Source organism: Morococcus cerebrosus (assembly GCF_022749515.1).
In the GTDB taxonomy this organism is placed as follows: domain Bacteria; phylum Pseudomonadota; class Gammaproteobacteria; order Burkholderiales; family Neisseriaceae; genus Neisseria; species Neisseria cerebrosa.
Map to the genome: position 1 here is coordinate 683,157 of NZ_CP094242.1, position 24,415 is coordinate 707,571.

Below are 24,415 nucleotides of genomic sequence, written 5' to 3' on the forward strand. Positions count from 1 at the left end.
AGACGACCTTTCGGTGTTATTTGTTTTGCGCCTGTTCGCGAAGCTCGCGGCGCAGGATTTTGCCGACGTTGGACTTGGGCAGTTCGTCGCGGAACTCGATGTCTTTCGGCACTTTATAAGCGGTCAGCTCGGTACGGCAGAATTCGATGAGTTCTTCTTTGGTCAGGCTTGGGTCTTTTTTAACGACGAAGACTTTGAGTGCTTCGCCTGTTTTTTCGTTGGGCACGCCGATACAGGCGACTTCCATGACTTTATCGTTGTGTGAAACAACTTCTTCGATTTCGTTCGGATAAACGTTGAAACCGGAAACGACGATGAGGTCTTTTTTGCGGTCAACCAGTTTCAGCCAGCCTTTTTCGTCCATGACGGCGATGTCACCGGTTTCCAAAAAGCCGCGCGCGTCTATGGTTTTAGCGGTTTCTTCGGGACGATTCCAGTAGCCTTTCATCACTTGCGGGCCGCGCACCCAAAGTTCGCCCGGCTGTCCGACGCCGACTTCTTTACCGTCCGCATCGCGCAATTCGACTTCGGTGGAGGGAACGGGCAATCCGATGCCGCCGCTGTATGCTTCGATATTGAGCGGGTTGCAGCACACGCCGGGACTGGCTTCGGTCAGGCCGTAGGCTTCGACGATGGGCGTACCGGTAATTTTTTTCCATTTTTCAGCGACGGCTTTTTGAGTCGCCATGCCGCCGCCCAAAGTCAGGCGAAGGTTGGAGAAATCGACGGTAGCGAAATCGGGTTGGTTGACCATACCGTTAAACAAAGTGTTCACGCCGATGAAGACGCTGATGCGCTCTTTTTTCAGCTCGCCGATAAAGCCTTTCATGTCGCGCGGGTTGGTAATCAGGATGATTTTGGAACCGGCGTTGGTGAAAATCATCAGGTTCACCGTCAGGGCGAAGATGTGGTAAAGCGGCAGCGCGGCAATGACGGTTTCTTTGCCTTCGCGCAGTTGGTTCTTAATCCATTCTTTCGCCTGCAGCATATTGGCGCAGATGTTGCCGTGGCTGAGGACGGCGCCTTTTGCGACGCCGGTCGTTCCGCCCGTGTATTGCAACAGCGCGGTATCTTCGCGGGTCAGGGTAACGGGGCGGAAGGTATGCGCCGCACCTTCTTTCAGGGTCGTCTGAAAAGGGATGGCGCCGGAAATACGGTATTCGGGCACCATTTTTTTAATTTTGCGCAGCACGAAATTCATCAGCGTGCCTTTGAAGAAGCCGAACATTTCTCCGACAGAGGCGACGATGACGTGTTTGATTTGCGTGCGCGGCAGCACCAGCTCCAGCGTGTTGGCAAAATTTTCCAAAACGATGATGGTGGTCGCGCCGCTGTCTTTCAACTGATGCTCCAGCTCGCGCGGGGTGTAGAGCGGATTGGTGTTTACCGCCACCAGCCCCGCCTGCAGGATGCCGAAAAGCGCAATCGGGTATTGCAGCAGGTTGGGCAGCATAATCGCCACGCGCTCGCCGCGCGGCAGCTTCAGGACGTTTTGCAGATAGGAGGCGAAATTTTCCGCCAGCTTGCCGACCTCGGCGTAAGTGAGCGTTTTGCCCATGTTTTGAAACGCGGGTTGGTGCGCGAATTTTTCAACGCTTTGACGGAATACGTCGCTGATAGAGCTATATTGCGTGATGTCGATTTCGGCATTGACGCCTTGTTCGTAGCTGTTGAGCCAGAGTTTTTCCATATAAATAATCTTATTTCGTTGGTTTTATGGTTGTCTTGAGGTCGTCTGAAAAGGCGGGAACAAACCTGCCGCAGTAGCTTTCAGACGACCTTTTATCTTTTTTATTCAAGCGGTAATAATGACGGGCTTGTCGGTGGACATGATAATGCCGCCGCCCAAGCAGACGTCGCCGTCGTACAGCACGGCGGATTGACCGGGCGTTACCGCCCATTGCGGTTCGTCAAACACCAGCTCGACCGTTTCATCATCGAGATAACGCAATTCACACGGTGCGTCCGCCATGCGGTAGCGGGTTTTGCAGGTGTAGCGCCCTTCTTTCGGGCGTTCGGGCAGGGTGAAACTCAAATCGTTCATGACGAGGCTGCGTGTATAGAGCAGCGGATGGTCATGACCTTGTACAACGATGAGTTCGTTTTTCGTCAAATCCTTCGCGGCGACAAACCACGGTTCACCCGCGCCGCCGATGCCCAATCCTTTGCGCTGTCCGAGCGTGTAGAACATCAGTCCGACGTGTTCGCCGACGGTTTTGCCTTCGGGCGTGACCATTTTGCCGTTGTTGGTCGGCAGGTATTTTTGCAGGAACTCGCGGAACGGACGTTCGCCGATGAAGCAGATGCCGGTACTGTCTTTTTTGGCGGCAGTCGGCAAATTGAATTCGGCGGCAAGGCGGCGGACTTCAGGTTTTTCCAAACCGCCCAACGGGAAAATCGCGCGCTCGAGTTGAAAAGGCTTGAGGCGGTAGAGGAAATAGCTTTGGTCTTTGTTTTGATCCAAACCTTTAAGCAGGTAATGAGTGCCGTTGCGGACTTCTTTGCGCGCATAATGCCCGGTGGCAATGGTATCCGCGCCCTGCTCTATGGCGTAGTCCAAAAAGCATTTGAATTTGATTTCCGCGTTGCACAACACATCCGGATTCGGCGTACGCCCCGCGCTGTACTCTTTGAGGAAATAAGCGAATACGTTGTCTTTGTATTGGACGGCAAAATTGACGATGTCGATGTCTATGCCGATGATGTCGGCGACGGCAATGGCATCGAAAGAGTCTTGCTTGATGCTGCAATATTCGTCATTGTCGTCGTCCTCCCAGTTTTGCATAAACACACCGCGCACTTGATAACCCTGCTGTTTGAGCAAGGCGGCGGTTACGGAGGAATCGACACCGCCGGAGAGCCCGACGATGATGTTTGAAGGTTGTTGAGTAATGTCCATGAAGGGGATATGGGTAGGAAACAGCAGTTTTTAAAGGCGGATTTTAGCACATTTTGATGAAGGGATAAGGAAGGCCCTAAAAGAGGAATGGCGTTCTGATGAATTTCATATTGCAAGTAATGATTGAATTTGCCCAACCCAAATAACAAAAAGGTCGTCTGAAAATGTTCAGACGACCTTTTGAGTTCAAACGATGAACGATTAGTGTTGATGCGCGCCACCGTGGTCATGGCCATGACCGTGATCCATGCCGGATTGCGGCGCGGTTTTCACTTCCAGTTGTACGGTTTGAGGTTTGGCATTTTTGAATTTCAGGGTAACCGGTACTTTTTCGCCTTCTTTCAGCGGTTTTTTCAAACCCATGAACATAACGTGGTAGCTGCCCGGTTTCAGCTCGGTTACGCCTTTTGCCGCCAGCGGAACACCACCTTTGACTTCGCGCATGCGCATCACGCCGTTGTCGTTGACATGGGTATGCACTTCAACGCGGTCGGCTACCGGGCTGCTGCCGCCGACCAAGAAGTCTTGTTTGGCTTCATCGTTGTGGATCTTCATGAACGCGCCGCCCATTTTCATGCCTTCGACGGTGGCACGCGCCCAACCGTCTTCAACGTGAACACCGGCTGCGGAAGCGGTGGATACCAAACCTGCTGCGATCAGGGTTGCCAATAATTTTTTCATGTATTGCTCCTTTATGATGAAATGGGTGGTTTTGTTGCGGCAAAAGCTTTCCGCGCGACATTGCATGTCGGTAATACTGTTCTCATCCTACATGCAATGGTCGTCTGAATGCTTTGACTCAGATTAAACAAAATGATTCAAATTAATTCATGAGAATTAATACTTAGTAAGTATAAATCATCTCAAAGTAAATTTAAACATACCCGCGCCACAATGCGATCGCCCACACAATACCCAGCATCGTCAAAGCGAGCAATTGCGCGGCGGAGCCGGCATCTTTGGCGCGTTTTGCCAACTCGTGTTTTTCGGTGGAAGTGTGGTCGACGGCGGCTTCGACGGCGGTGTTGAACAATTCGGTGATCAGCGAAACAAACGACGCAATAATCAGCAACATTTTGGTCGCGGAGTCGAAATTGAGGATGAAGGTCAAGACAATCAAAATCAGGTTCAGCCACAATACTTGGCGGAACGCGCTTTCATAGCGATAGGCGGCGGCAAGCCCGTCTTTGGAATAGCCGAATGCGTTGATGATGCGTTTGATGCCGCTTTTACCTTTTTTATCGGCAGCGTAAGAAGATGGTTTCATAAGTAATGTTTGTATCAATATTTATATTTGTAAAAAGGGGTCGTCTGAAAACGAACGAAGCGAGTTTCGCCAAAACGAGCGCAGCGGGTTTCGCCAAAACGAGCGCAGCGGGTTTCGCCAAAACGAGCGCAGCGGGTTTCGCCAAAACGAGCGCAGCGGGTTTTACTAAAACGGATTCGGGTTTCAGACGACCTTTTGGGATTATTGTTTAGACCAAGCTTCGACAGCGTCGGCAAACATCGCGGCGACGTCGAAGTTTTTTTGTTTCATGATTTCTTGGAAACCGGTCGGGCTGGTAACGTTGACTTCGGTCAGGTTGCGGCCGATGACGTCCAAACCTGCCAGCAAGATGCCGCGGCGTTTGAGTTCGGGGGTGAGGGTCTCGGCGATTTCTCGATCGCGTTCGCTCAATTCCTGCGCCACGCCGCGTCCGCCTGCTGCAAGGTTGCCGCGTGTTTCGCCGTTTTGCGGAATACGCGCCAAAGCATAGGGGACGACTTCGCCGCCGATAATCAGGATGCGTTTGTCGCCGTGGACGATTTCGGGAATGTAGCGTTGCGCCATGATGGTGCGGGAATCAAGCTGCATCAGGGTTTCGAGGATGCTGCCGATGTTGGGGTCTTTTTCGGTCAGGCGGAAAATGCCCATGCCGCCCATGCCGTCCAGCGGTTTGATGATGATGTCGCCGTGTTCTTTCAAAAATGCGCGGACATCGGCGGAACGGGTCGTAACCAGCGTAGGCGCGGTGAACTGGCTGAAATTCAAAATCGCCAGTTTTTCATTGAAGTCGCGCATCGCCTGCCCGCTGTTAAAGACCTTCGCGCCCTGCTGTTCCGCCAGCGTCAGGAATTGGGTGGCGTAGAGGTATTGCATATCGAACGGCGGGTCGGTGCGCATAATGACGGCATCAAAGTCTTTCAAGGTCGTCTGAACTTTATCTGCCGCTTTAAACCATTCATGGTCATCGTCGCTTTTTGCACCGAGAAACTCAAACGGCGCAGCCTGAGCCGTCACCAATCCTTGCTGTACGGACAATTCGCCGCTCAAGGTATGGAAAAGCTGCCAGCCGCGTTTTGCCATCTCGCGCATCATGGCATAGGTGGTGTCTTTGTAGGTTTTGAAACTTGCCATCGGATCGGCAATAAACAGGACTTTCATGGGAACTTCCTTATAAACGAACGACGTAATCATACCTTGTATTGAGGTCGTCTGAAAGGGCACGGGCGGTTTGGCAAAGAGGTCGTCTGAAAAGCGGTTTGTAAATGGTTACACAAACTTCCTTTTCAGACGACCTCTTCGATTTTGCGTTTAAGCTGCGGCAAGGCTGATTAACTCTGCCGCATGGCTGCGGGTCGTGTCGGTAATGATTTCGCCGCCAAGCATACGGGCGATTTCTTCGATACGCTGCTGATGGTCCAACACGCTGATTTCGCTGACGGTTTGTTCGCCTTCGCTGTGTTTGCGCACCTGCCAATGGTTTTCACCGCAGGAAGCGACTTGCGGAAGGTGGGTCACGGCGAGCACCTGATGTTTTTTACCCAAAGCACGCAGGGCCTTGCCGACCATTTCAGCCACACCGCCGCCGATACCAGTATCGACTTCGTCAAAAATCAGCGTGGGGACTTGCGTGTATTGGCTGGTAACCACCTGCAAGGCAAGGCTGATGCGGGCAAGTTCGCCGCCGGACGCGACTTTGTTCAGCGGACGGGACGGATTGCCTTTGTTGGCGGCGACTTGGAACTGTACCTGCTCCAAACCGTGCGCTGTGGGCGAAGACGGCAGCAGAACGATGTCGAAACGCGCGCCTTTCATGGCGAGATGCTGCATATGTCCGGTCGTTTCCTCGCCCAACCTGCCCGCCGCCTGATGGCGCATGGCGGAAAGAACATGAGCGGCCTCCTGATATTCGGCAAGGTTGCGGGCAACGGTTTGCGTCAACGCTTCCAAATCGGCAGCGGCTTGCAGGCTTTGCAGGCGCTCGTCGATTTCAGCCAGCTTTTGCGGCAGTGCTTCAGGCTCGATGCGGTATTTCCGCGCCATCCCCATCAGTTCGCCCATGCGCTGTTCCTGCGCCGCCAACTCATTGGGATCGATATCGCTGCGGCCTGCGACGTCGCGCATATTGGCACTGATTTCGCCCAATTCGGCTTCAATGCTCGCCAGCATATTCAGGCTTTCAGCAAAGCGCGGCTCGATGTTTTGCAGATTGGTCAATAATTTTTGACATTGATAAATTTGGCGTTGGATGCCGTTGTCGCCATCGATGTAGTCGCCGACTTCTTCGGCGGCCTGCAGCAATTCGGCGGAATGGGCAAGGCTGTCGTGGCTTTGGCTGAGGGCTTCCCATTCACCTTGTTTGACGTCCAACTGGTTCAATTCGTTGAACTGCCATTCCAAACGCTCACGCTCGATAATGATGGTCTCGGCGTGTTCCTGCGCTTCTTGGAGGGCTTTTTTAGCGTTAACCCAGTTTTGATAAAGCTGTCTGACGGTTTCCGCCTGCGCTTTGCTGCCCGCAAATGCGTCCAACAATTCGCGCTGGGCGGATTCTTGATTGAGGGAATGGTGGGCGTTTTGCCCGTGGATGTCGATAAGCTGCCCGCCGACGGCTTTAAGCTGCGCCAGCGTGGCTGCCTGATTATTGATGAAGCTGCGGCTTTTTCCTTTGGCGTCGATGATGCGGCGGATGCTGAGTTCTTCCGCGTCTTCGTCCAAAAAACCCTGCTCCTGCAATTGGGCTTTAAGTTCGGGCAAAAGGCTGATGTCGAACAATGCCGACAATTGCGCTTCCTTCGCGCCGCTGCGGACTTGGCTGTAATCGGCCTTATCGCCCAACAAAAGCCCGATTGCGTCCAACGTAATCGATTTGCCCGCACCGGTCTCACCGGTCAAGACGGTAAAGCCGCTTTGGAAATCCAGATTGAGGTTTTCAACAATGACAAAATCGCGTAGGGAAAGTGCCAACAGCATGGTAGTATTCCTTAGTAAATCGACCGCACATCGGCGGCATAACTTTAGATATGCTGATTATAACTAAGATTTTTTATAGCTTGAATAAGATTTTCTATATTTATTCAAATTTTTCTTATTGAAATTTTATACATTTGATTTTTATTATTTTATTTACAACACCTTCTAAATAGATCGTCTGAAAACAGTCGGCAACAAAAAAACCTGCCAAAAACGGCAGGTTTTTTATCGGATGGCGGATTCGCATTTGAAGTGCAACTTTCCATAACAGAAAAAGGCCAGTATGCGGTAGCATACGGCCTGTCCTGCAAGAAAGATTGCCATGAGCTACACACAACTGACCCAAGACGAACGATACCATATCCAATACCTGTCCCGCCACTGCACCATCGCCGAAATCGCCAAACAGCTCAACCGCCACAAAAGCACCATCAGCCGCGAAATCAAGCGGCACTGCATCCAAGGACAGCAATACAGCGCCGAAAAAGCACAGAAGCAAAGCCGGCTGACCAAACAGCACCGGCGAAAACCCTATAAGCTCGATTCGCAGCTGGTTCAACACATCGACACCCTTATCCGCCGCAAACTCAGTCCCGAACAAGTATGTGCCTACCTGCATAAACACCACGGGATCACACTCCATCACAGCACCATTTACCGCTACCTTCGCCAAGACAAAAGCAACGGCGGCACTTTGTGGCAACACCTCAGAATATGCAGCAAACCCTACCGCAAACGCTACGGCAGCACATGGACCAGAGGCAAAGTGCCCGACCGCGTCGGCATAGAGAACCGACCTGCTATCGTCGACCGGAAAACCCGCATCGGCGATTGGGAGGCCGACACCATCGTCGGCAAAAATCAGAAAAGCGCGTTATTGACCTTGGTCGAACGCACTACCCGCTACACCATCATCTGCAAATTAAAGAACTTAAAAGCCGAAGACACTGCCCGGGCGGCCATTAGGGTATTAAAGGCATATAAAGCCAGAGTCCACACCATCACCATGGATAACGGCAAAGAGTTCTACCAACACACCAAAATAGCCAAAGCATTGAAGGCGAAAACCTATTTTTGCCGCCCTTACCATTCTTGGGAAAAAGGGCTGAATGAGAACACCAATGGACTCATCCGGCAATATTTCCCCAAACAAACCGATTTCCGAAACATCAGCGATCGGGAGATACGCAGGGTTCAAGATGAGTTGAACCACCGGCCGAGAAAAACACTTGGCTACGAAACGCCAAGTGTTTTATTCTTAAATCTGTTCCAACCACTGGTACCCTAGTGTTGCACTTGAAATCCGAATCCAAGGATGACTCGCTTATTACAGACCGCTCAAACGGGCGGTGTCGTGTGCAATCATCAATTCTTCGTTGGTCGGGATAACAACGGCGACGGCTGCGCTGTCGGCAGTCGTAATCACGCCGGCGTTACCGAAGCGGGCTTTCAGGTTGGCTTCGTGGTCGGCTTTCAGACCGAGGAAGCCCAAGTAGCCGAGTACGCGCTCGCGGATGATGTCGGAGTTTTCGCCGATACCGCCGGTGAAGACGAGCACGTCCAGACCGCCGGCTGCCACAGCCATGCTGCCGATGTATTTGGCGAGGCGGTAGATGAAGACGTCCAGGGCGAGTTTCGCGCCGGGATGGCCTTTGCCGGATTCTTCTTCGATGGTACGGCAGTCATTGGACAGGCCGGACAAGCCGAGCAGGCCGGATTTTTTGTTCAGCATGTCGGTGATTTGGGTGATGGTCATGTTGGCGTTTTCAGCGAGGAAGCCGAAGACTGCGGGATCGATGTCGCCGCTGCGCGTACCCATCACGAGGCCTTCCAGCGGGGTCAGTCCCATGCTGGTATCGCGTGATTCTCCGTTGGCGACGGCGGTAATGGACGCGCCGTTACCCAAGTGGGCAATCACCATGCGCAGGTCTTTTTTATCTTTGCCGAGGAAGCGTGCGGTTTCGTCGGCAACGAAACGGTAGCTGGTACCGTGCGCGCCGTAGCGACGCAAGCCGTATTTTTCATACAGTTCATGCGGAATTGCGTATGTGTAGGCATGTTCCGGCATGGTTTGGTGGAAGGCGGTGTCGAATACGACAACGTTGGGCAGGCCTTTGAAAATGCTTTGTGCAGCACGCAGACCCAAGAGGTGAGCGGGGTTGTGCAGAGGAGCGAGCGGGATACATTTTTCGATGCCGGCGATGACTTCGTCGTCAACGAGGATGGATTCGCTGTACAGTTCGCCGCCGCTGACGACGCGGTGGCCGATAGCGCCGATGCGGCTGTCGAGGCCGTGGGCTTTGAGTTCTTCCATCAGGGCTTCAACTGCGCCGGTGTGGTCGGGCTTGGCGGACAGGTCGACTTTGTGTTTTTCGCCGTTTACTTTGAACGTGATGTAAGCGTCGGGCAGGTTGAGTTTTTCGGCAAGGCAGCTGAGCAGGACTTCGCCGCTGTCGTTATCCAGCACGGCGCCTTTGAGGGATGAGCTGCCGCAGTTCAAAACTAGGATGAGTTTTTGGGTCATTTGTTGTGGCTCCTGGATGTTTCAGACGACCTGTGCGGGCAGTATCGGCAATCTGTTCTTTGTCGTGGATATACCGCCAAACATCTCCCGCAGGCATAGTGGATGCGCTTGAGGTTCGAGCCGGGCGTCTGCGCGGCAGGCCGTATCGGTTGATGGCGTAAAATCTATGAAAGAAAAATGACCGCTACATTCGGAATGGGGCAACTTTATGAATATTGCTTTCCGTGTGGTTTCTGCCGCCGCCGGTTGAACGGGGTCGTCTGAAATCGGTTGATGAATGTAAACCGCGCTATTCTAGCAAAAAACGGGGGCGGCTGCTTGGCTTAATGCTTGACTTGGAGCAGGCGGAAAGCGATAAAGGAAGATATTGATGTTTAAAGGGAAACGGTTTGTTTTCAGACGACCTGTCGAACGCGGGGGCGTAAAGCCCTTTGCAGGGGCGTGTCAAACTGTTACATTTAGAAAGTTTTTGTATTCACTATGTCGTCTGAAAACAGCGGCAGCCTTTTAAGATTCTTTGATATGCACTATTTCAGTATCCATACGCAACAAGGCGCCCATGTGGGCTTTTTCATCATGCTGCCGGATGATGAATCCGAAACGCAGCCGCAGAGCGGGCGTTTCGCCGTCAAGCTGCAAAGTGAAGAAGGCGCGGTGGCGGAGGTTTTGGCGCCTTTCGGGCAAACCGAGATTCCGCAATATTGGCGCGTCGTGAAAGACCGTATCGAGCTGTTTTTCGAAGACGCCCCCGTCGGCTCGCTGCGCAACGAATATCTGACCGTATCGGGACAGACTTTTGTCTTAACCGATTTGACCGGAGCGATGTGATGGAAAGTATGTTTATCTTAGTGCCCATCAGCATTATTTTGGCGTTTGCCATCGGCTATTTTTTCTGGTGGTCGGGCAAAAACGGACAGTTTGACGACCTCGAAGGTCCGGCACACCGCATTCTGATGGACGACGATTCCACCGACAAGCTGCTTGAAAACGAAATAGAAAAAGAAGAACAAGAATCCGAAAAATGAGCCTCAAAAAAGACAATCTGAATTTCCCGACCAGCCGCCGTTTCGCCCCATTATTCGGCACGCAGTTTCTGGGCGCATTCAACGACAATATGTTCAAAACCGCGCTGTTTGTGATGATCAGCTTCTACGGTTTGGGCAAAAACAACTTCCTGCCCGCCAGCCAAATGCTGAACTTGGGCGCGTTGCTGTTTATCCTGCCGTATTTCCTGTTTTCCGCGCTGTCGGGACAACTGAGCACCAAATTCGACAAAGCCGTCTTGGCGCGATGGATCAAAGTATTGGAAATCGTCATTATGGCGGTGGCGGCGTTCGGCTTCTATATCCAGTCCGCCCCGCTACTCTTGATCTGCCTGTTTTGCATGGGCGCGCAATCGACGTTGTTCGGCCCGCTGAAATACGCCATCCTGCCCGATTACCTCAACGACAAAGAGCTGATTATGGGCAACAGCCTGATCGAATCGGGAACGTTCATCGCCATTTTGTTCGGTCAGATTTTAGGCACGTCCGTCGCAGGCTTGCCGCCCTCCGTCGTCGGCATCTTAGTATTGCTCGTCGCCATCGGCGGCACGTTGACCAGCTTCTTCATGCCTAACGTCCCCGCCAAAGCCCCCAACACCAAAATCGAATGGAACATCGTCAAAGGTACGCACGCGCTCCTACGCGAAACCGCGCAATATGATTCCGTCTTCACTTCCATCATCGGCATATCATGGTTTTGGTTTATCGGCTCGGTGTACACCACCCAACTGCCGACTTTCACGCAAATCCATTTGGGCGGCAACGACAACGTCTTCAACCTCATGCTCGCCCTATTCTCCATCGGCATCGCCGCCGGCTCGGTGTTATGCGCCAAACTCAGCCACGAACGCCTGCTCTTGGGCTTGGTAACCGTCGGCACGACCGGTTTGACCGTATTCGGCTTGATTTTGGTATGGCTGACCCAAGGGCAACGCTTTACCGAACTCAACGGCATCACCTGGTTCCTGTCGCAAGGCATGGCGTATCCCGTCATGCTCGTCATGACGCTGATCGGCTTCTTCGGCGGCTTCTTCTCCGTCCCGCTCTACACTTGGCTGCAAACCGCCAGCAGCGAATCCTTCCGCGCCCACGCCGTCGCCGCCAACAACATCATCAATGGCGTGTTCATGGTATCGGCTGCCATTTTAAGCGCGGTACTCTTGATGCTGTTCGACAGCATTTCCCTGCTTTACCTGATCGTCGCCATCGGTAATATCCCCTTGATTGTTTACCTGATACAGCGCGAACCCCGTTTCTTAAACGATATGGGCAAGATATTTCACAATATCGGCAAACGGTAAGCCTAAGCTTAAAAAAGGTCGTCTGAAAACGGGAATCCCATTTTCAGACGACCTTTCGCTTAGCTGATGTTTAAGCGTCAATCGTCCTTAAAATCAATCTGATGTCTTCATTTTATACTTGAATCATAAATTGACAGGTCTATTTTGGGAATGACTGTATTTTGCTTGTCGCTTTTGATAAGCGCCAAAAAACCTCCTGCGGACAGGAGGTTTTGAAAAGCGGGTTAGCGCAATTCGGTATGCAGACGGCTGATGAGCGTAGAGGCATCGCTGCCGTTGTATGCGCTGCCGTCTTTGTTGAGAAGGCGGATTCGCGAACCGCCGTTAACAGGTTCGACGAATACGATGATCTCGGGGTAGGCGGCCGGTTTCTCAACTTTTTTGCCTTTGCCCAGCATACGGCCGAAGAAGCCCGGTTTTTTCGTGGAAACGGCTTCGCTCTCGTTAGGTGCCTGTTGAACCAAGAAAGCGTGGCGTTCGATGTTTTGACCCAAGACATTCAAGCCGATGCGGTCGAGGGCGAGCGCGGTACGGCGCCAGTTGCGGCCGTAGTCGCCGGAGACGAGCAGGGTGTTGCCGTCGATTCGCGCCAATTCGTTGCCGCTGCGTTTGGCGACGCTTTGGGACAGCGCATTTTCGGCTTGTTGCTGATCGACGCCCAAGTATTGCATGAAGCGTGCGAGAAAGGCAGCTTCAAGATTTGGATCGTTGGCGGCAGGCTGCCAAGTGGTCGTGTCTTTGTTTTTGTCTGCGTAAACTTCTTTCATGCCTTTGTGGGCGAAAAAGACGTCGGTTGTGCCGTTTCTGCCTTGTTCGATGCGGATGATGAATTTATCGCGCTCGCTGGTGGAATAGATGCCGCCTAAGCCGACTTTGTCCAAGAGGCGGCGCAGGCCGTCTTGCGGAATTTTCGCGCGGTTTTCAGCCCACTCGGTTTCCATTTGACCGATACCGGGTTCTTCGGATTTGATGTCGAAACCGTTTTCTTGCCAGAATGCTTTCAGTAAAGGCCAAATCTCGGCTGGGGATTTGCCTTGAACTTCAACCCAGCGTTGGTTCCCGTCGCGTTCCAAGCGGACACCTTTGACGGATTTGAGGACTTCGGAATTCGCGGCTTGTTGCGTTGCCGATGTGCGGCGGCTCAGGTCGCTGGCGCGGACGGCGCCGCTGCCTGCGGGTATTTGATAGAGGTTGCCTTGATCGGGGTTGTTCAAATCAGGCGGTACTTCTAATTTGACGATTTTGCGTGTCTGGGTTTGGTAGTCCAGCTTAGGCAGGTCTTTTTTGTTGCCCGAACAGGCAGTCATGCTGATCAGGGCGATTGCTACGACGACAGGTTTCATATAGGTCATATTGGTTTCCTGTGGGATGTGATGGGTTAACGGCAGGTCGTCTGAAAACGGTTTTCAGACGACCTTTGCGGTTTATGCGGTGAGTTGTCCGGATTCTTGCAATGCGGCGCGGACTTTTGCCTGTCCGGCTTCGGTCAGGGGGACGAGCGGCAGGCGGACATAAGGGTCGCATTTGCCCAATGCGGAGATGCCCCATTTGGGCGCGGCAGGGCTTGGTTCGCAGAACATAGTGTTATAAATCGGAATCAGGCGGTCATTTAATTGACGAGCGGTCGCAATATCGCCTGCAAGGGCGGCGCGGCACATATCGGCGAAGAGTTTGGGGGCGACATTGGCGGCAACGGTCACAACGCCTTTCCCGCCGCAGAGCATGAAGGGCAGGCCGGTGGGGTCATCGCCGGAAAGGATGGTGAAACCTTCGGGCGCGTGTTTGATTAATTCGAGATTGCTGCCGATGTTGCCGCTGGCTTCTTTGACGCCGACGATGTTCGGGATTTTGGCAAGGCGCAGGATGGTGTCGTTGGTCATGCTGACGACGGTGCGGCCGGGTACATTGTAGATAATCATCGGAATCGAGGTGGATTCGGCGATGGTTTTGAAATGTTGGTAAATGCCTTCTTGGGAGGGCTTGTTGTAATAGGGGACGACGGAGAGGGTGTAGTCTGCACCGGCTTTTTCGGCGGCGCGGGAGAGCGCGATGGCTTCAAGGGTGTTGTTGGCGCCGGTGCCGGCGATAACGGGAACGCGCTTGTTGACGTGTTTGACCGTTTCTTCGATTACGCTTAAATGCTCTTCGACGGAGAGGGTGGCGGATTCGCCTGTCGTGCCGACGGCGACGATGCCGTCGGTACCGTTTTCGATATGCCAGTCGATCAAATCGCGGAGTTGTTCGTAATGGATGCTGCCGTCTTGATTCATGGGGGTAATCAGGGCAACCAAACTGCCTTGTAACATAAGGAAACCTTTTATTTGTAGGGCGGAAGAGGGTTTGCTTCTAAAGGGAAGGAAATGCTTGGAATTGTAGCTTACTTTGTTGTTTGTGTGAAACATCTTGACCGGACGGTAGCCGTGCGAAGCTGAACGTAATGTTTATCTTAATGAATAATGATGTTTTTAATCAAAAATTTAGCATATTTTCATAGTGAAATGCCTGTCAAGGATTAAAAAGTGTTAAAGTCTTGCGGCGATGATTTTTGCTTTATCGAAGTCCGTTTCAGACGACCTTTTTAAGTTTGTCCGACTGTGTATAATACCTTCCCTCATTTTTTCATCTTCACACTCTATTTAAATTTCTCACCAAAATGACACACCCAAATTCCCCGCAATCCGAATTTTTACGCGGCATCAAAGAATGTTCGCCCATGCTTATCGGGCTTTTGCCGTGGGCGCTGATACTTGGCGTACAAGGCGGACAGAAAGGGATGAGTTGGCTGGAAATGCTGCTGATGACGGGCATGAACTTTGCCGGCGGCTCGGAATTTGCAGCGGTCAACTTGTGGGTAAACCCGCTGCCGATACTGATCATCGCTACCGTTACCTTCATGATTAATTCGCGCCATATTTTGATGGGGGCGGCAATCGCGCCTTATATGCGGGATATGCCGCTGAAAAAAGCCATGCCCGCGCTGTTTTTTATGTGCGACGAAAGTTGGGCGCTGGCGTTTGCGGAAATCCAAAAGCGCAAGGCGATGGGGCTGCCGGCATTCAATATGCCGTTTTATGCGGGCGTGTGTTTCATCCTCTACACCACTTGGATTGGCTTTGCGGCGTTTGGCGCGGCGGTCGGGCCGATGTTCGGCGATGTCGCGGCATGGGGTTTCGGCATGGCGTTTCCCGCTGTGTTTTTGGTGCTGCTGCGCGGTATGTGGAAAAGCTTTAAGGCGGCACGCCCTTGGTTTGTCAGCCTGATTGTGGCGGGCGGGACTTATTTGTCGGTGGACGGGCATTGGTATGTGCCGATGGGCGCGATTTCCGGCCTGCTTGCCGCCTATCTTTGGGGAGAGAAGGAATGAAGGATTTGCTCTCTTGGCAGTCGTTCCTGCTGTTTGCCAGTATGCTGGCGGTAACGTATTCCACCCGCCTTATCGGTTTTTTCGCCTTGCGCAACCGGACTTTAAGCCGCCGCGCACAAATCGTGATGGAAGCCGCGCCGGGTTGCGTGTTGATTTCGGTCATTGCCCCGTATTTCGTTTCCAATAAACCGCACGAGTTGATTGCCATTGCGCTGACCGTGCTTGCCGCAAGCAGGTTTTCCATGTTGGTTACCGTGTTGATCGGCGTGGGCAGTTCGGGGTTGTTGGGGTATTTGATGCGGTAGGCGGCTGCGTTTGAGTGAAACCGGTTACACCTGCTTTCAGACGACCTTATCTTGTTATAATGTCGTCTGAAATTTTTTATAAAGCAAAATCATGGCAAACCAAAGACTCATCTACGGCTTCCACGCCGTCAACGCCCGCCTGTGGCAAAACCCGAAATCGATTACCGAACTCTACGTCCAAGAAGGCAAAAACGATGCCCGCACGCGCGATGTGTTGGAAAAAGCGGCAAACGAAAACGTGCGCGTACACTTCGCCGATGCCGACCGCCTCAACGCTATTAGCAAAGGCGCGCGGCATCAGGGCGTGGTCGGGTTTATCGACGCCTCCAAAAACCACGTTCACCTCGAAGACGTATTGGAAAACCTGAGTGAACCGCCGCTATTACTGATACTCGACAGCATCACCGACCCGCACAACCTCGGCGCGTGCCTGCGTACCGCCGACGCAATGGGCGTACACGCCGTCATCGCGCCGAAAGACAAAAGCGCGGGGCTGAACGCCACCGTCAGCAAAGTCGCCTGCGGCGCGGCGGAAACTGTCCCCTACATCACCGTAACCAACCTCGCCCGCACCCTGCGCGAGCTGAAAGAATACGGCATCTGGATCATCGGCACCGACATGGGCGGCGACGCCGACCTCTACCATTGCGACCTGCCCGACAGCGCGGCATGGGTGATGGGCAACGAAGGCGAAGGCATGCGCCGCCTGACGCGCGAACATTGCGACATGCTGGTGTCGATACCCATGTTCGGCACGGTCGAAAGCATGAACGTCTCCGTCAGCACGGGCATGGTGTTGAGCGAAACGCGCCGGCAAAGAGTGTTGAAAGCAGAAAAATAGGACTTAGGTTTGTGAACGGAAAACGTCGTCTGAAAACCAAATTTCCGGTTTTCAGACGACGTTTTACTTAGAGGCTATTCTATTTACCCGACCATTTCATCGACTTTGCGTTGATAGCTTTTCAACAGCTCCGCCGAGCGGGCGAAGCGTTCGGCTTCGTCGTCTGAAAGTTGCAGGTCGATGATGCGGACCGCGCCTTGGCGGTTGACGACGGTCGGTACGCCGATATACACGCCGTTTTGTCCGAACTCGCCTTCAAGCAAGGTGGAAACAGGCAGCACGACGCCTTGATTGTGCAGGATGGCGTTGGAGATACGGCTCAAGCCCATACCGATGCCGTGGCTGGTCGAGCCTTTGGCGGCGATGACTTCGTAGGCGGCATTGCGCACGTTGTTATAGATTTTGTCCATACGCTCCTGCCCGTCTTCTGATTGTTCCAACATCTTCTGAACCGACATACCGGCGATGTTGGCGGTGCTCCAAAGCGCAATGATGCTGTCGCCGTGTTCGCCGATCATCATGGCATCGACGCTCCAAGGCGCGACGTCGAATTCGTTGCCGAGACAAACGCGGAAACGGGCGGAATCAAGGATAGTGCCCGAGCCGATAACACGCTCTTTGGGCAGGCCTGAAAAGCGCAGGACGGCATAAGACAGTACGTCCACGGGATTGGAGGCAACCAAGAAGATGCCGTCAAAACCGGAAGCCATGACTTTCGAAACGATGTCGCGGAAGATGCGCAGGTTTTTGTCGATTAAGTCCAAACGGGTTTCGCCGGGAGCCTGCGCCGCGCCCGCGCAAATACACACGATGTCCGCATCCGAACAATCATCGTAATCGCCGACGTAAATACGCGCGGGCGAGGCGGCATAAGGCATTCCGTGGCGGAAGTCGCGCGCTTCGCCTTCCGCGCGCGTGCGGTTGATGTCGATTAAAACCATGTCGTCACACAAGGCTTGGTTGAGCATGGAATAGGCATAGCTGACACCGACCGCGCCCAAGCCCACAACGACTACTTTATTACCAACTTTTTTCATGTTTGTTCCTGTTTGTTTGTGAATAGGAATTATTAATAACACCAAGGCAGGGTGGCGTCAAATTTCAGACGACCTGTTTGCTTTGTAGCGGATTGTAATGGGAAAATAAACACATAAGCCGTTTACCGGTCAGGGCGGAATCAATGGCAGGAAAATTAGGGAAGAGGATTGATATAATGCAGTATGAGACCTTTGCAAAATTCCTTTTCCCCCGACAACCGAAACCCCAAACACAGGTTTTCGGCTGTTTTCGGCTGTTTCCGCCCCCAATCACTCCTTAATTCTACCCAAATACCCCCTTAATCCTCCCCGGATACCCGATAATCAGGCATCCGGGCCGCCTTTTAGGCTGCAACAGGCACACTTAGCCTGTTGGCCGCTTTCAACAGGTTCAAACACATCGCCTTCAGATGGCTTTGCGCACTCACTTTGAGCAGACCAAAATAGGCTGCCCGGGCGTAGCGGAATTTACGGTGCAGCGTACCGAAGCTTTGTTCGACCACATAACGGGTCTTCGACAAATATCGGTTGCGTTTGGTTTGCGCTTCCGTCAGCGGACGGTTGCGGCAGGCTTTGCGCATAATGCCGTCTAACAACTGATGCTCTTTCAGATGTTGCCGGTTTTCCTTGCTGTCGTAGCCTTTGTCGGCATAGACGGTCGTACCTTCGGCAATGCCTTCCAACAAAGGGGACAGATGGTTGCACTCATGGGTATTGGCAGGAGTGATGTGCAGTTTCTCGATATAGCCTTCCTCATCGGTACGGGTATGTTGTTTGTAACCGAGTTTGTAGAGGCCGTTTTTCTTTGTCCAACGGGCATCTTTGTCCTTACTCGGTGTGGTTTGGCCGCTGACTTGTCCTTCCTCGTCGACTTCTATGGCCTGACGCTGTTTGCTGCCGGCGGTCTGAATAATGGTGGCGTCAATGACGGCGGCGGATGCTTTCTCTACTTTTAGGTTTTTTTCGGTCAGTTGGCGGTTAATCAGTTCCAGCAATTCGGACAGGGTGTCGTCTTGCGCCAGCCAGTTGCGGTAGCGGCATAAGGTGCTGTAATCGGGGATGCTCAGTTCGTCAAAACGGCAAAATAGGTTGAAATCGATGCGGGTGATGAGACTGTGTTCGAGTTCGGGATCGGAGAGGCTGTGCCATTGTCCGAGCAGGACGGCTTTGAACATGGACAACAGTGGATAGGCGGGACGGCCGCGGTGGTCTCGAAGGTAACGGGCTCTTTGACGATTCAGGTATTGTTCGATCGGTTGCCAATCAATCACCTGATCCAACTTCAATAATGGGAAGCGGTCGATGTGTTTGGCGATCATGGCTTGTGCGGTTTGCCGGAAGAAGGTGCTCATGGGAAATCCCCTAAATGTCTTGATGGGAATTTAGGGGATTTTGGGGAATTTTGCAAAGGTCTCAGTATATTTATTTTGATTTAAGTCATGAATATCATCATAAAACCGTTATATTATAACTTACGGAGTGTATCCGAAGATTTGGACGGATTTTGTTTGCAGACATTGCCGCCGAAATACGGAAGCACACTAGTCATGAATCATGATAATGAAAGGAAACGAATGAAAGCGAAATCTTTATTGGCGGTTTTGGCTGCCACCTGCATTTTGTCCGCTTGCAGCAGCGCTGGCAGCAGTTTGGCGGACGGACTGACCAAGCCGTTTGATCCTAATGCAAAAGATTGGAAGCAACTGACTGTTTCCGAATCTGTTCCCGACGGCGGCGTACTGGAGTTGACCGACAGGGGCGGTAAAACCCAAACCCTGAAAAAAGGAGGGGTTTTGGATACGGGTTATCTGAAAAACGACCGTGTTTCCGATTTTGACTATGTGAAAAAAATCAATGTAAACGGACAACTTATCGAATTGGAGCGCGGTGATTTCTTGGTGTATAAACAAAACCATTCCATCGTTGCCGCCACTTTGGCAAAGCAGAAAACCAATCCGGCAGATGGGGCGCGTTCCGAGGCATTCGATTTTCATGTTAACGAAATTCAGGGGCAGGACATTGCTTTCGGTAATCTGCCTAAATTGGGGCAAATAAACTACAAAGGTATCGCGTTCAACGGCGACGACCGCAGCGGGCGTTTATCTTATACGGTTGATTTTGAGAAGAAACAAGGTAGCGGAAGCATCAGCGGAATGCATAGCGGCTATAACGTCGAATTGGCGAAAACCGACATCCAAGCCATGGGCAACGGCTCAGGCTTGAGCGGCAAAGCCATGAAGGACGGTGTGGAAAAAGGCAGTTACGAGCTGAAGCTTTTCGGTAGTAAAGCCGAAGAAATTGCCGGTAAGGCTAAAATCAACGACGGGGGTAAAACTCAGGAAATCGGTTTGGCCGGTAAGAAAGAGTAGGGCGGGACAATCCTCAGCCTGACGGATAAGGTCGTCTGAAACCTTTATTTTAGATAAAAGGTTTCAGACGACCTTTTTGTATCGGCAATTTGGAAAATATAGCTAAATTACTTTATTTGCGATACGCAACTTACCGGGTATCGTCATTCCCGCCCTCGCGTAGGCGGGGGCGGGAATGACGGAATTTGATGATATGTTGTATTTAAAGTTAAGTATGTTTGCTATATGGTTTGTAGGTGTGGATGCTTTGGACTCAAGCAACTTTCATGATGCGTTCGATTTCATGCCAAAAGCCGTCGGGGCGCAATTCGAGTTTGGCGATTAAGCCGCTTTCGATTTGGCGGACGTCTCGGTCGGACAGGGTTTGCGCCTCGGCGACACGGGCGGGGGCAAGGTATGCCATGCGGTCGATGAGGTGGTAGTGTGCGTCCTCTGTGGTTGGATATGCCGACCAGTCTCGGATAAAGACGCCGCGCCAGCAGTATGGGTTTAACGGGGCTTCGGCGGAATCTGCGCCGACGGGGAAAAAGCCGATGCCGCGTATGATTGAGGCGGGTTGTGGCGCGTCGGGGAGGCGGTTTTGCCGCAGGGTTTCGCTGCCTTCGGGGGATTGAAGCAGGGCGAGTTGACGGGGCAGTTTGGCGGCTTTGGCGGCGAGGGTGTCTTTGGCATTGAGTCCACGCATCTCTGCGGATTTGCCGCTGTCGCTGCCGTAATATTTGCAGGTCAGTTCGATGTGGTAGGGTTTGCCGTTGATGGAGGCGATGAAATCGGCGGCGCCTTGCGTGAGGTCGTCTGAAAACACGGGCAGGTTATAGGCGTGCAATTCGGTATGCGGCGCGTGGGTGAACCAAAATGCGAGCAGGCGTTCGGCGTAGATGCCGAGTCGGTTGCCGAAGGGGGCGTGTTCGGCGAGATAGTCGTTGAGCGGGGCGGGATTACCGTCCAAATCCAAAAGATAGCGGAAGCCGCGTTCGCCCAACAGTTCGCGCACGCTCAGTTCACAGCCGCTTTGCCAAAGCGGCGGAGCGGTCAGCAGGGCGGCGAGGTCGCGGACGGTCGGGGTGGTGAGTTTCCACCATAGGGCATCTAGGGCGTAGTTCATGGCTGTATCTGGTTGATAGTTTGGCTGAGATCGTCTGAAAACTTGATTGAAGGTTTTCAGACGACCTTTTCAGTCTTTCTTCTTCAAGCGATGGCTGACGGTATTGAAAAAGCCGCGCAGGATGTCGATGTCTTCGGTTTGCGTGTTAGCGCGGCCGAACAGGCTTTGCATACGTCGCATCAGGCGTTCGCTGTTGCGGCGGTTGAAAAAGCCGATATCGTCCATGACGCTTTCCATGTGGGCGACCATGCCTTTGATTTGTTCGTGGGTGGCGGCGTGGTCTTCCTGTTGCAGGTGGGTCATGGGCATATTGGTCTGGCTGAAGATTTCGTAACACACAACTTGCACCGCCTGGGCGAGGTTGAGCGAGAAATAGTCAGGGTTGCCGTTGATGGTCATCAGACGGTTGCATGCCTGCACTTCTTCGATGCTCAAGCCGAAGGTTTCGTTGCCGAAGACGAGGGCAACTTGTTCTCCGCGTTGTGCCGCCTGCAATAATTCGGGAACCAGTTCGCGCGGGGTTTGCAGCGGCGCGGTGATTTCGCGGCGGCGGCTGGTAAGGGCGCAGGCGAGCGTGGTGTCGGCGAGGGCTTCGTCGAGCGTGGCGGCAATCACGGCGTTGTGCAATACGTCTGCCGCGCCGGAAGCGAGGATGAAACTTTCCTCCGGCAGTTGGAAATCTTGCGGGTTTTCGGGGTTGAAAATGGGCGGTTGCCCGGTCATCGGTGTGGACATCAAATTCGGGGCGACAATGGTGAGGTTGTGCAGCCCCATAGTTTTCATGGCGCGGGCGGCGGAGCCGATATTGGCGGGATGGCTGGTGCGGGTGAGGATGATGCGGATGTTGCCGAGATAGTCGGGCAATTCGGGCTTGGCTGAAGTCATGTTTTGTTTTCGGTTTGTTCGGGAATCGGGTATAATGTGCCATCTTTTTGTTTTCAGACGACCTTTCGCCTTTGGGCTTGAGAGGTCGTCTGAAATGTTCTTTAACAACGTCGGAAACGTACAAACGTTGCGTCCGGTGCAGATGCGCCGGACGGTATTTTACCTGATTTAGAAAGAAAACCCATGAATCCGTTTTTAAATACCGCTTTCAAAGCCGCCCGTAAAGCCGGGCAGATGATGATCCGCGCAAGCGGCAATCTGGATGCCGTCAAAGTTGACAGCAAGGCATTCAACGATTTCGTTTCCGACGTTGACCGCAATTCTGAAATGATTTTGGTGGAAGCGCTTAAAGAAGCCTATCCGCATCACAAAATCACTTGCGAAGAAGGCGGTTCTCACGGCAAAGCCTCTGCGGAATACGAATGGATTATCGATCCGCTCGACGGCACGACCAACTTCTTACACGGCCATCCCCAATATGCGATTTCTATGGCACTGCTGCACAAAGGCGTGTTGCAGGAAGCTTTGGTGTACGCACCTGAACGTAACGATGTTTACATGGCTTCGCGCGGCAAAGGCGCGTTGCTCAACGACCGCCGTATCCGTGTTTCTTCCCGCATTGAATTGAACCGCTGTTTGATCGGTACTGGCTTTCCTGTTGTCGATCAAAGCATGATGGACAAGTATCTGGCTATTTTAAAAGACTTTTTGGCAAAAACGGCTGGGGGGCGCAGAGAAGGCGCGGCTTCGTTGGATTTGTGTGCCGTGGCAGCCGGCCGTTTGGACGGTTTCTTCGAGTTCAACCTCAAACCTTGGGATATTGCCGCAGGCGCGCTGATTGTGCAGGAGGCGGGCGGTATCGTTACCGATATGTCCGGCAATGAAGGCTGGCTGGAAAGCGGCGATATTGTGGCAGCCAATCCGAAAGTGCTGGCGCAAATGTTGCAAATCATTGGCGGACATCTGTAAACAGGAGGTCGTTTTCAGACGACCTTTTGCTCGTTTTTAATACGGTGTCGTGATTTAGCAATAGTAGGAATATCATCCATGTTACTTTCAGGAGCAGATAACTACCTTTTATCGCAATCTGAAAACAGGGATTCCGATTAATGATAATATGCTCAAAGAATTGATTTGCAACAGGCAACCCCTATGCCAATCTGATAAATGACGAACCGTATTGTTGTGAATAATATGAAGAAAAAATCTTTTTTGAATCGTCCCAAGACATCCGTTTTCCGCACCGGACAAATTGCTGCCGCGGTGTGCGCGGCAGTATGCGCGGCAACGGCGCAGGCTTATCCTTTGCAGGCTATTTTAAGGGATGCCATGGTGTCCGACCCGATTGTGAAGGAAGCGAAAGCAACCGAAGATTCGGCCAAAAGTACGACGAAGGCGACCCGTGCGCGCCATTATCCCGTGTTGACGCTGACGGGTACCAAAGTTTTGGCGCAGAAAAACAAATATTCCAGCAACGATATGAATGACGGTGTCGGCATACGCGGAACTTTGAATGTATATTCATGGGGCGCCATCAATGCGGCGGTGCGGCGCGATAAAAACAGAGAGCAATACTACCATCATCGTTATTTCGAAAATCAGGAACGTCTGGGCAGCGACATTGGCAAACTCTATTTGACCGCATTGCGCGCGAAAGAAATCCTGCGTATCAACCGTCAGAGCTTGGTCCGACACAATAATCTTCTGAAAGATTTGAATATTATCGTGAAATACGATAGCGGCCGCCGTTCCGAACTCATTGAAGCGCGTGCGCGCCTGTTGCAGGTCGAATCATCCATCGCGCAACAACAACGCACGATGGAATTGGCGTTGAGCCGTTTGTCCCGCTACACTGGACGGCAGTTGACGGCAGAGGATTTGGAAGATCCGTTTGCCAACGACAGCGCGGAATCATTGGTCCGCCGTTTCAAAACAGCCGATAACAATACCAATCCTTCCTATCGGGCGCAGGTGGCAGAACGCGACAGCGTGAAGGCAGATTTGGACGTTTCCAAAGCAGAACGCCTGCCCGCCGTGAATCTGGAAGGTAATGCGAACCGCGACAACAGACAGCTTTATTTAAATGTGGCATGGAATGTCTTAGATGTTGCCGCGCGCCATAATGTGCAGAAAAATGCCGATGCCCTGATTGCCGCCGAATCGAAATCCGAGCAGATTATGCGCGACATCACCGAAAAAACCCAAACCGCCGAAATCGACATGCGCGAGAGCGAACGCCGTGCTGATATTGCCGCGCAACATATTGCCGCTCAAAAAGACGTGGTTAAAACTTACGAGCTGCAATTCAAAATCGCCCGCCGCACGCTGACCGACGTTTTGGGCGCATACAACGAATTGTCCAGCATTGAGCAGGAAAACATTTCGGCGCGCAACGACTTCCGCGATGCCGCGTTGGATTATCTGGCTGCGCAGGCGCAGATGGCGAATTGGGCAGGCTTGAAGCAATAACATAAAATCTTAACATCATTACTCATTACGCGAATT

Annotated in this window: 23 protein-coding genes; 10 read left to right on the plus strand and 13 right to left on the minus strand. The window is 52.5% G+C overall.

All coding sequences use genetic code 11. From position 1 onward, the window contains the following. Positions 1 to 16: 16 nt before the first annotated feature. From MON37_RS03145 to recN, 6 genes are all read right to left on the minus strand, one after another. A complete protein-coding gene (locus MON37_RS03145) occupies positions 17 to 1,690 on the minus strand; it encodes an AMP-binding protein (RefSeq protein WP_039409277.1) in 1,674 nt (557 codons plus the stop codon). A 105-nt stretch (positions 1,691 to 1,795) separates the two neighbouring features. Beyond that, positions 1,796 to 2,899 (minus strand): tRNA 2-thiouridine(34) synthase MnmA, encoded by a 1,104-nt coding sequence (gene mnmA, locus MON37_RS03150; protein WP_039409275.1) that lies wholly within the window; start codon positions 2,897 to 2,899, stop codon positions 1,796 to 1,798. A gap of 201 nt (positions 2,900 to 3,100) precedes the next feature. Further along, complete coding sequence (locus MON37_RS03155; RefSeq protein WP_009311228.1) at positions 3,101 to 3,580, minus strand: copper chaperone PCu(A)C; 480 nt, start codon at positions 3,578 to 3,580, stop codon at positions 3,101 to 3,103. 193 nt (positions 3,581 to 3,773) lie between these two features. Beyond that, positions 3,774 to 4,166: a diacylglycerol kinase gene (locus MON37_RS03160; RefSeq protein WP_003756111.1), complete on the minus strand. Its 393-nt coding sequence runs from the start codon at positions 4,164 to 4,166 to the stop codon at positions 3,774 to 3,776. Positions 4,167 to 4,367: 201 nt separating this feature from the next. Then, on the minus strand, positions 4,368 to 5,324 hold the full coding sequence (gene gshB / locus MON37_RS03165) for a glutathione synthase (protein ID WP_039409271.1): 957 nt from the start codon (positions 5,322 to 5,324) through the stop codon (positions 4,368 to 4,370). Positions 5,325 to 5,474: 150 nt separating this feature from the next. Then, a complete protein-coding gene (gene recN / locus MON37_RS03170; protein WP_003776821.1) occupies positions 5,475 to 7,136 on the minus strand; it encodes a DNA repair protein RecN in 1,662 nt (553 codons plus the stop codon). A gap of 322 nt (positions 7,137 to 7,458) precedes the next feature. Here recN and MON37_RS03175 point away from each other — a divergent pair, with 322 nt between their 5' ends. After that, positions 7,459 to 8,424, plus strand: coding sequence for an IS30 family transposase (locus MON37_RS03175; RefSeq protein WP_242883537.1), 966 nt, complete (start codon positions 7,459 to 7,461; stop codon positions 8,422 to 8,424). Between the two features lie 39 nt (positions 8,425 to 8,463). Here the strand turns inward: MON37_RS03175 and MON37_RS03180 are convergent, their stop codons facing one another. After that, positions 8,464 to 9,660: an acetate kinase gene (locus MON37_RS03180; RefSeq protein WP_039410699.1), complete on the minus strand. Its 1,197-nt coding sequence runs from the start codon at positions 9,658 to 9,660 to the stop codon at positions 8,464 to 8,466. Positions 9,661 to 10,182: 522 nt separating this feature from the next. Between MON37_RS03180 and MON37_RS03185 the strand changes: the two genes are divergently transcribed. The 3 genes from MON37_RS03185 to MON37_RS03195 are packed head-to-tail and all read left to right on the plus strand — an operon-like array spanning position 10,183 to position 12,004. After that, a complete protein-coding gene (locus tag MON37_RS03185) occupies positions 10,183 to 10,488 on the plus strand; it encodes an HLGFF motif protein (protein ID WP_039410701.1) in 306 nt (101 codons plus the stop codon). Further along, the gene (ccoS, locus tag MON37_RS03190) at positions 10,488 to 10,685 is read left to right on the plus strand and encodes a cbb3-type cytochrome oxidase assembly protein CcoS (protein WP_003744897.1); all 198 of its coding nucleotides are present in this window, start codon (positions 10,488 to 10,490) and stop codon (positions 10,683 to 10,685) included. The genes MON37_RS03185 and ccoS overlap by 1 nt, the downstream gene beginning before the upstream one ends. Further along, entirely contained in the window at positions 10,682 to 12,004 is a 1,323-nt protein-coding gene (locus MON37_RS03195) for an MFS transporter (protein WP_039410704.1), read from the plus strand. Before ccoS ends, MON37_RS03195 begins: the two co-directional genes overlap by 4 nt. A 224-nt stretch (positions 12,005 to 12,228) precedes the next feature. Here MON37_RS03195 and bamC read toward each other — a convergent pair whose 3' ends face one another. Both bamC and dapA read right to left on the minus strand, forming a co-directional pair. After that, on the minus strand, positions 12,229 to 13,356 hold the full coding sequence (bamC, locus tag MON37_RS03200; protein ID WP_039410707.1) for an outer membrane protein assembly factor BamC: 1,128 nt from the start codon (positions 13,354 to 13,356) through the stop codon (positions 12,229 to 12,231). Positions 13,357 to 13,428: 72 nt separating this feature from the next. After that, positions 13,429 to 14,310 carry a 4-hydroxy-tetrahydrodipicolinate synthase gene (dapA, locus tag MON37_RS03205; RefSeq protein WP_039410710.1) on the minus strand — a complete coding sequence of 294 codons (882 nt, stop codon included), beginning with the start codon at positions 14,308 to 14,310 and terminating at the stop codon, positions 13,429 to 13,431. Between the two features lie 347 nt (positions 14,311 to 14,657). Here dapA and MON37_RS03210 point away from each other — a divergent pair, with 347 nt between their 5' ends. The 3 genes from MON37_RS03210 (at position 14,658) to rlmB (ending at position 16,514) form a co-directional block, all read left to right on the plus strand. Next, a complete protein-coding gene (locus MON37_RS03210) occupies positions 14,658 to 15,368 on the plus strand; it encodes an AzlC family ABC transporter permease (protein WP_039410712.1) in 711 nt (236 codons plus the stop codon). Beyond that, entirely contained in the window at positions 15,365 to 15,673 is a 309-nt protein-coding gene (locus MON37_RS03215) for an AzlD family protein (protein ID WP_003757495.1), read from the plus strand. Before MON37_RS03210 ends, MON37_RS03215 begins: the two co-directional genes overlap by 4 nt. 91 nt (positions 15,674 to 15,764) lie before the next feature. Next, entirely contained in the window at positions 15,765 to 16,514 is a 750-nt protein-coding gene (gene rlmB, locus MON37_RS03220) for a 23S rRNA (guanosine(2251)-2'-O)-methyltransferase RlmB (RefSeq protein ID WP_039410715.1), read from the plus strand. Between the two features lie 83 nt (positions 16,515 to 16,597). On the opposite strand, the gene MON37_RS03225 is transcribed toward rlmB, so the two are convergent. Beyond that, positions 16,598 to 17,551, minus strand: coding sequence for an L-lactate dehydrogenase (locus MON37_RS03225; protein ID WP_039410719.1), 954 nt, complete (start codon positions 17,549 to 17,551; stop codon positions 16,598 to 16,600). Positions 17,552 to 17,895: 344 nt separating this feature from the next. After that, positions 17,896 to 18,903: an IS5 family transposase gene (locus MON37_RS03230; protein ID WP_242883637.1), complete on the minus strand. Its 1,008-nt coding sequence runs from the start codon at positions 18,901 to 18,903 to the stop codon at positions 17,896 to 17,898. Positions 18,904 to 19,125: 222 nt separating this feature from the next. Between MON37_RS03230 and MON37_RS03235 the strand changes: the two genes are divergently transcribed. Then, positions 19,126 to 19,920, plus strand: a complete 795-nt coding sequence (locus MON37_RS03235) for a factor H-binding protein (RefSeq protein ID WP_039408370.1) — start codon at positions 19,126 to 19,128, stop codon at positions 19,918 to 19,920. Positions 19,921 to 20,173: 253 nt separating this feature from the next. Here the strand turns inward: MON37_RS03235 and MON37_RS03240 are convergent, their stop codons facing one another. Next, entirely contained in the window at positions 20,174 to 21,025 is an 852-nt protein-coding gene (locus MON37_RS03240) for a DUF1853 family protein (protein ID WP_039408371.1), read from the minus strand. Between the two features lie 69 nt (positions 21,026 to 21,094). Then, entirely contained in the window at positions 21,095 to 21,910 is an 816-nt protein-coding gene (locus MON37_RS03245) for an RNA methyltransferase (RefSeq protein WP_039408372.1), read from the minus strand. Between the two features lie 183 nt (positions 21,911 to 22,093). Here MON37_RS03245 and MON37_RS03250 point away from each other — a divergent pair, with 183 nt between their 5' ends. Continuing rightward, positions 22,094 to 22,879: an inositol monophosphatase family protein gene (locus MON37_RS03250; RefSeq protein WP_003767904.1), complete on the plus strand. Its 786-nt coding sequence runs from the start codon at positions 22,094 to 22,096 to the stop codon at positions 22,877 to 22,879. A gap of 198 nt (positions 22,880 to 23,077) precedes the next feature. After that, positions 23,078 to 24,379, plus strand: a complete 1,302-nt coding sequence (locus tag MON37_RS03255) for a TolC family protein (RefSeq protein WP_050901444.1) — start codon at positions 23,078 to 23,080, stop codon at positions 24,377 to 24,379. Positions 24,380 to 24,415 lie beyond the last annotated feature (36 nt).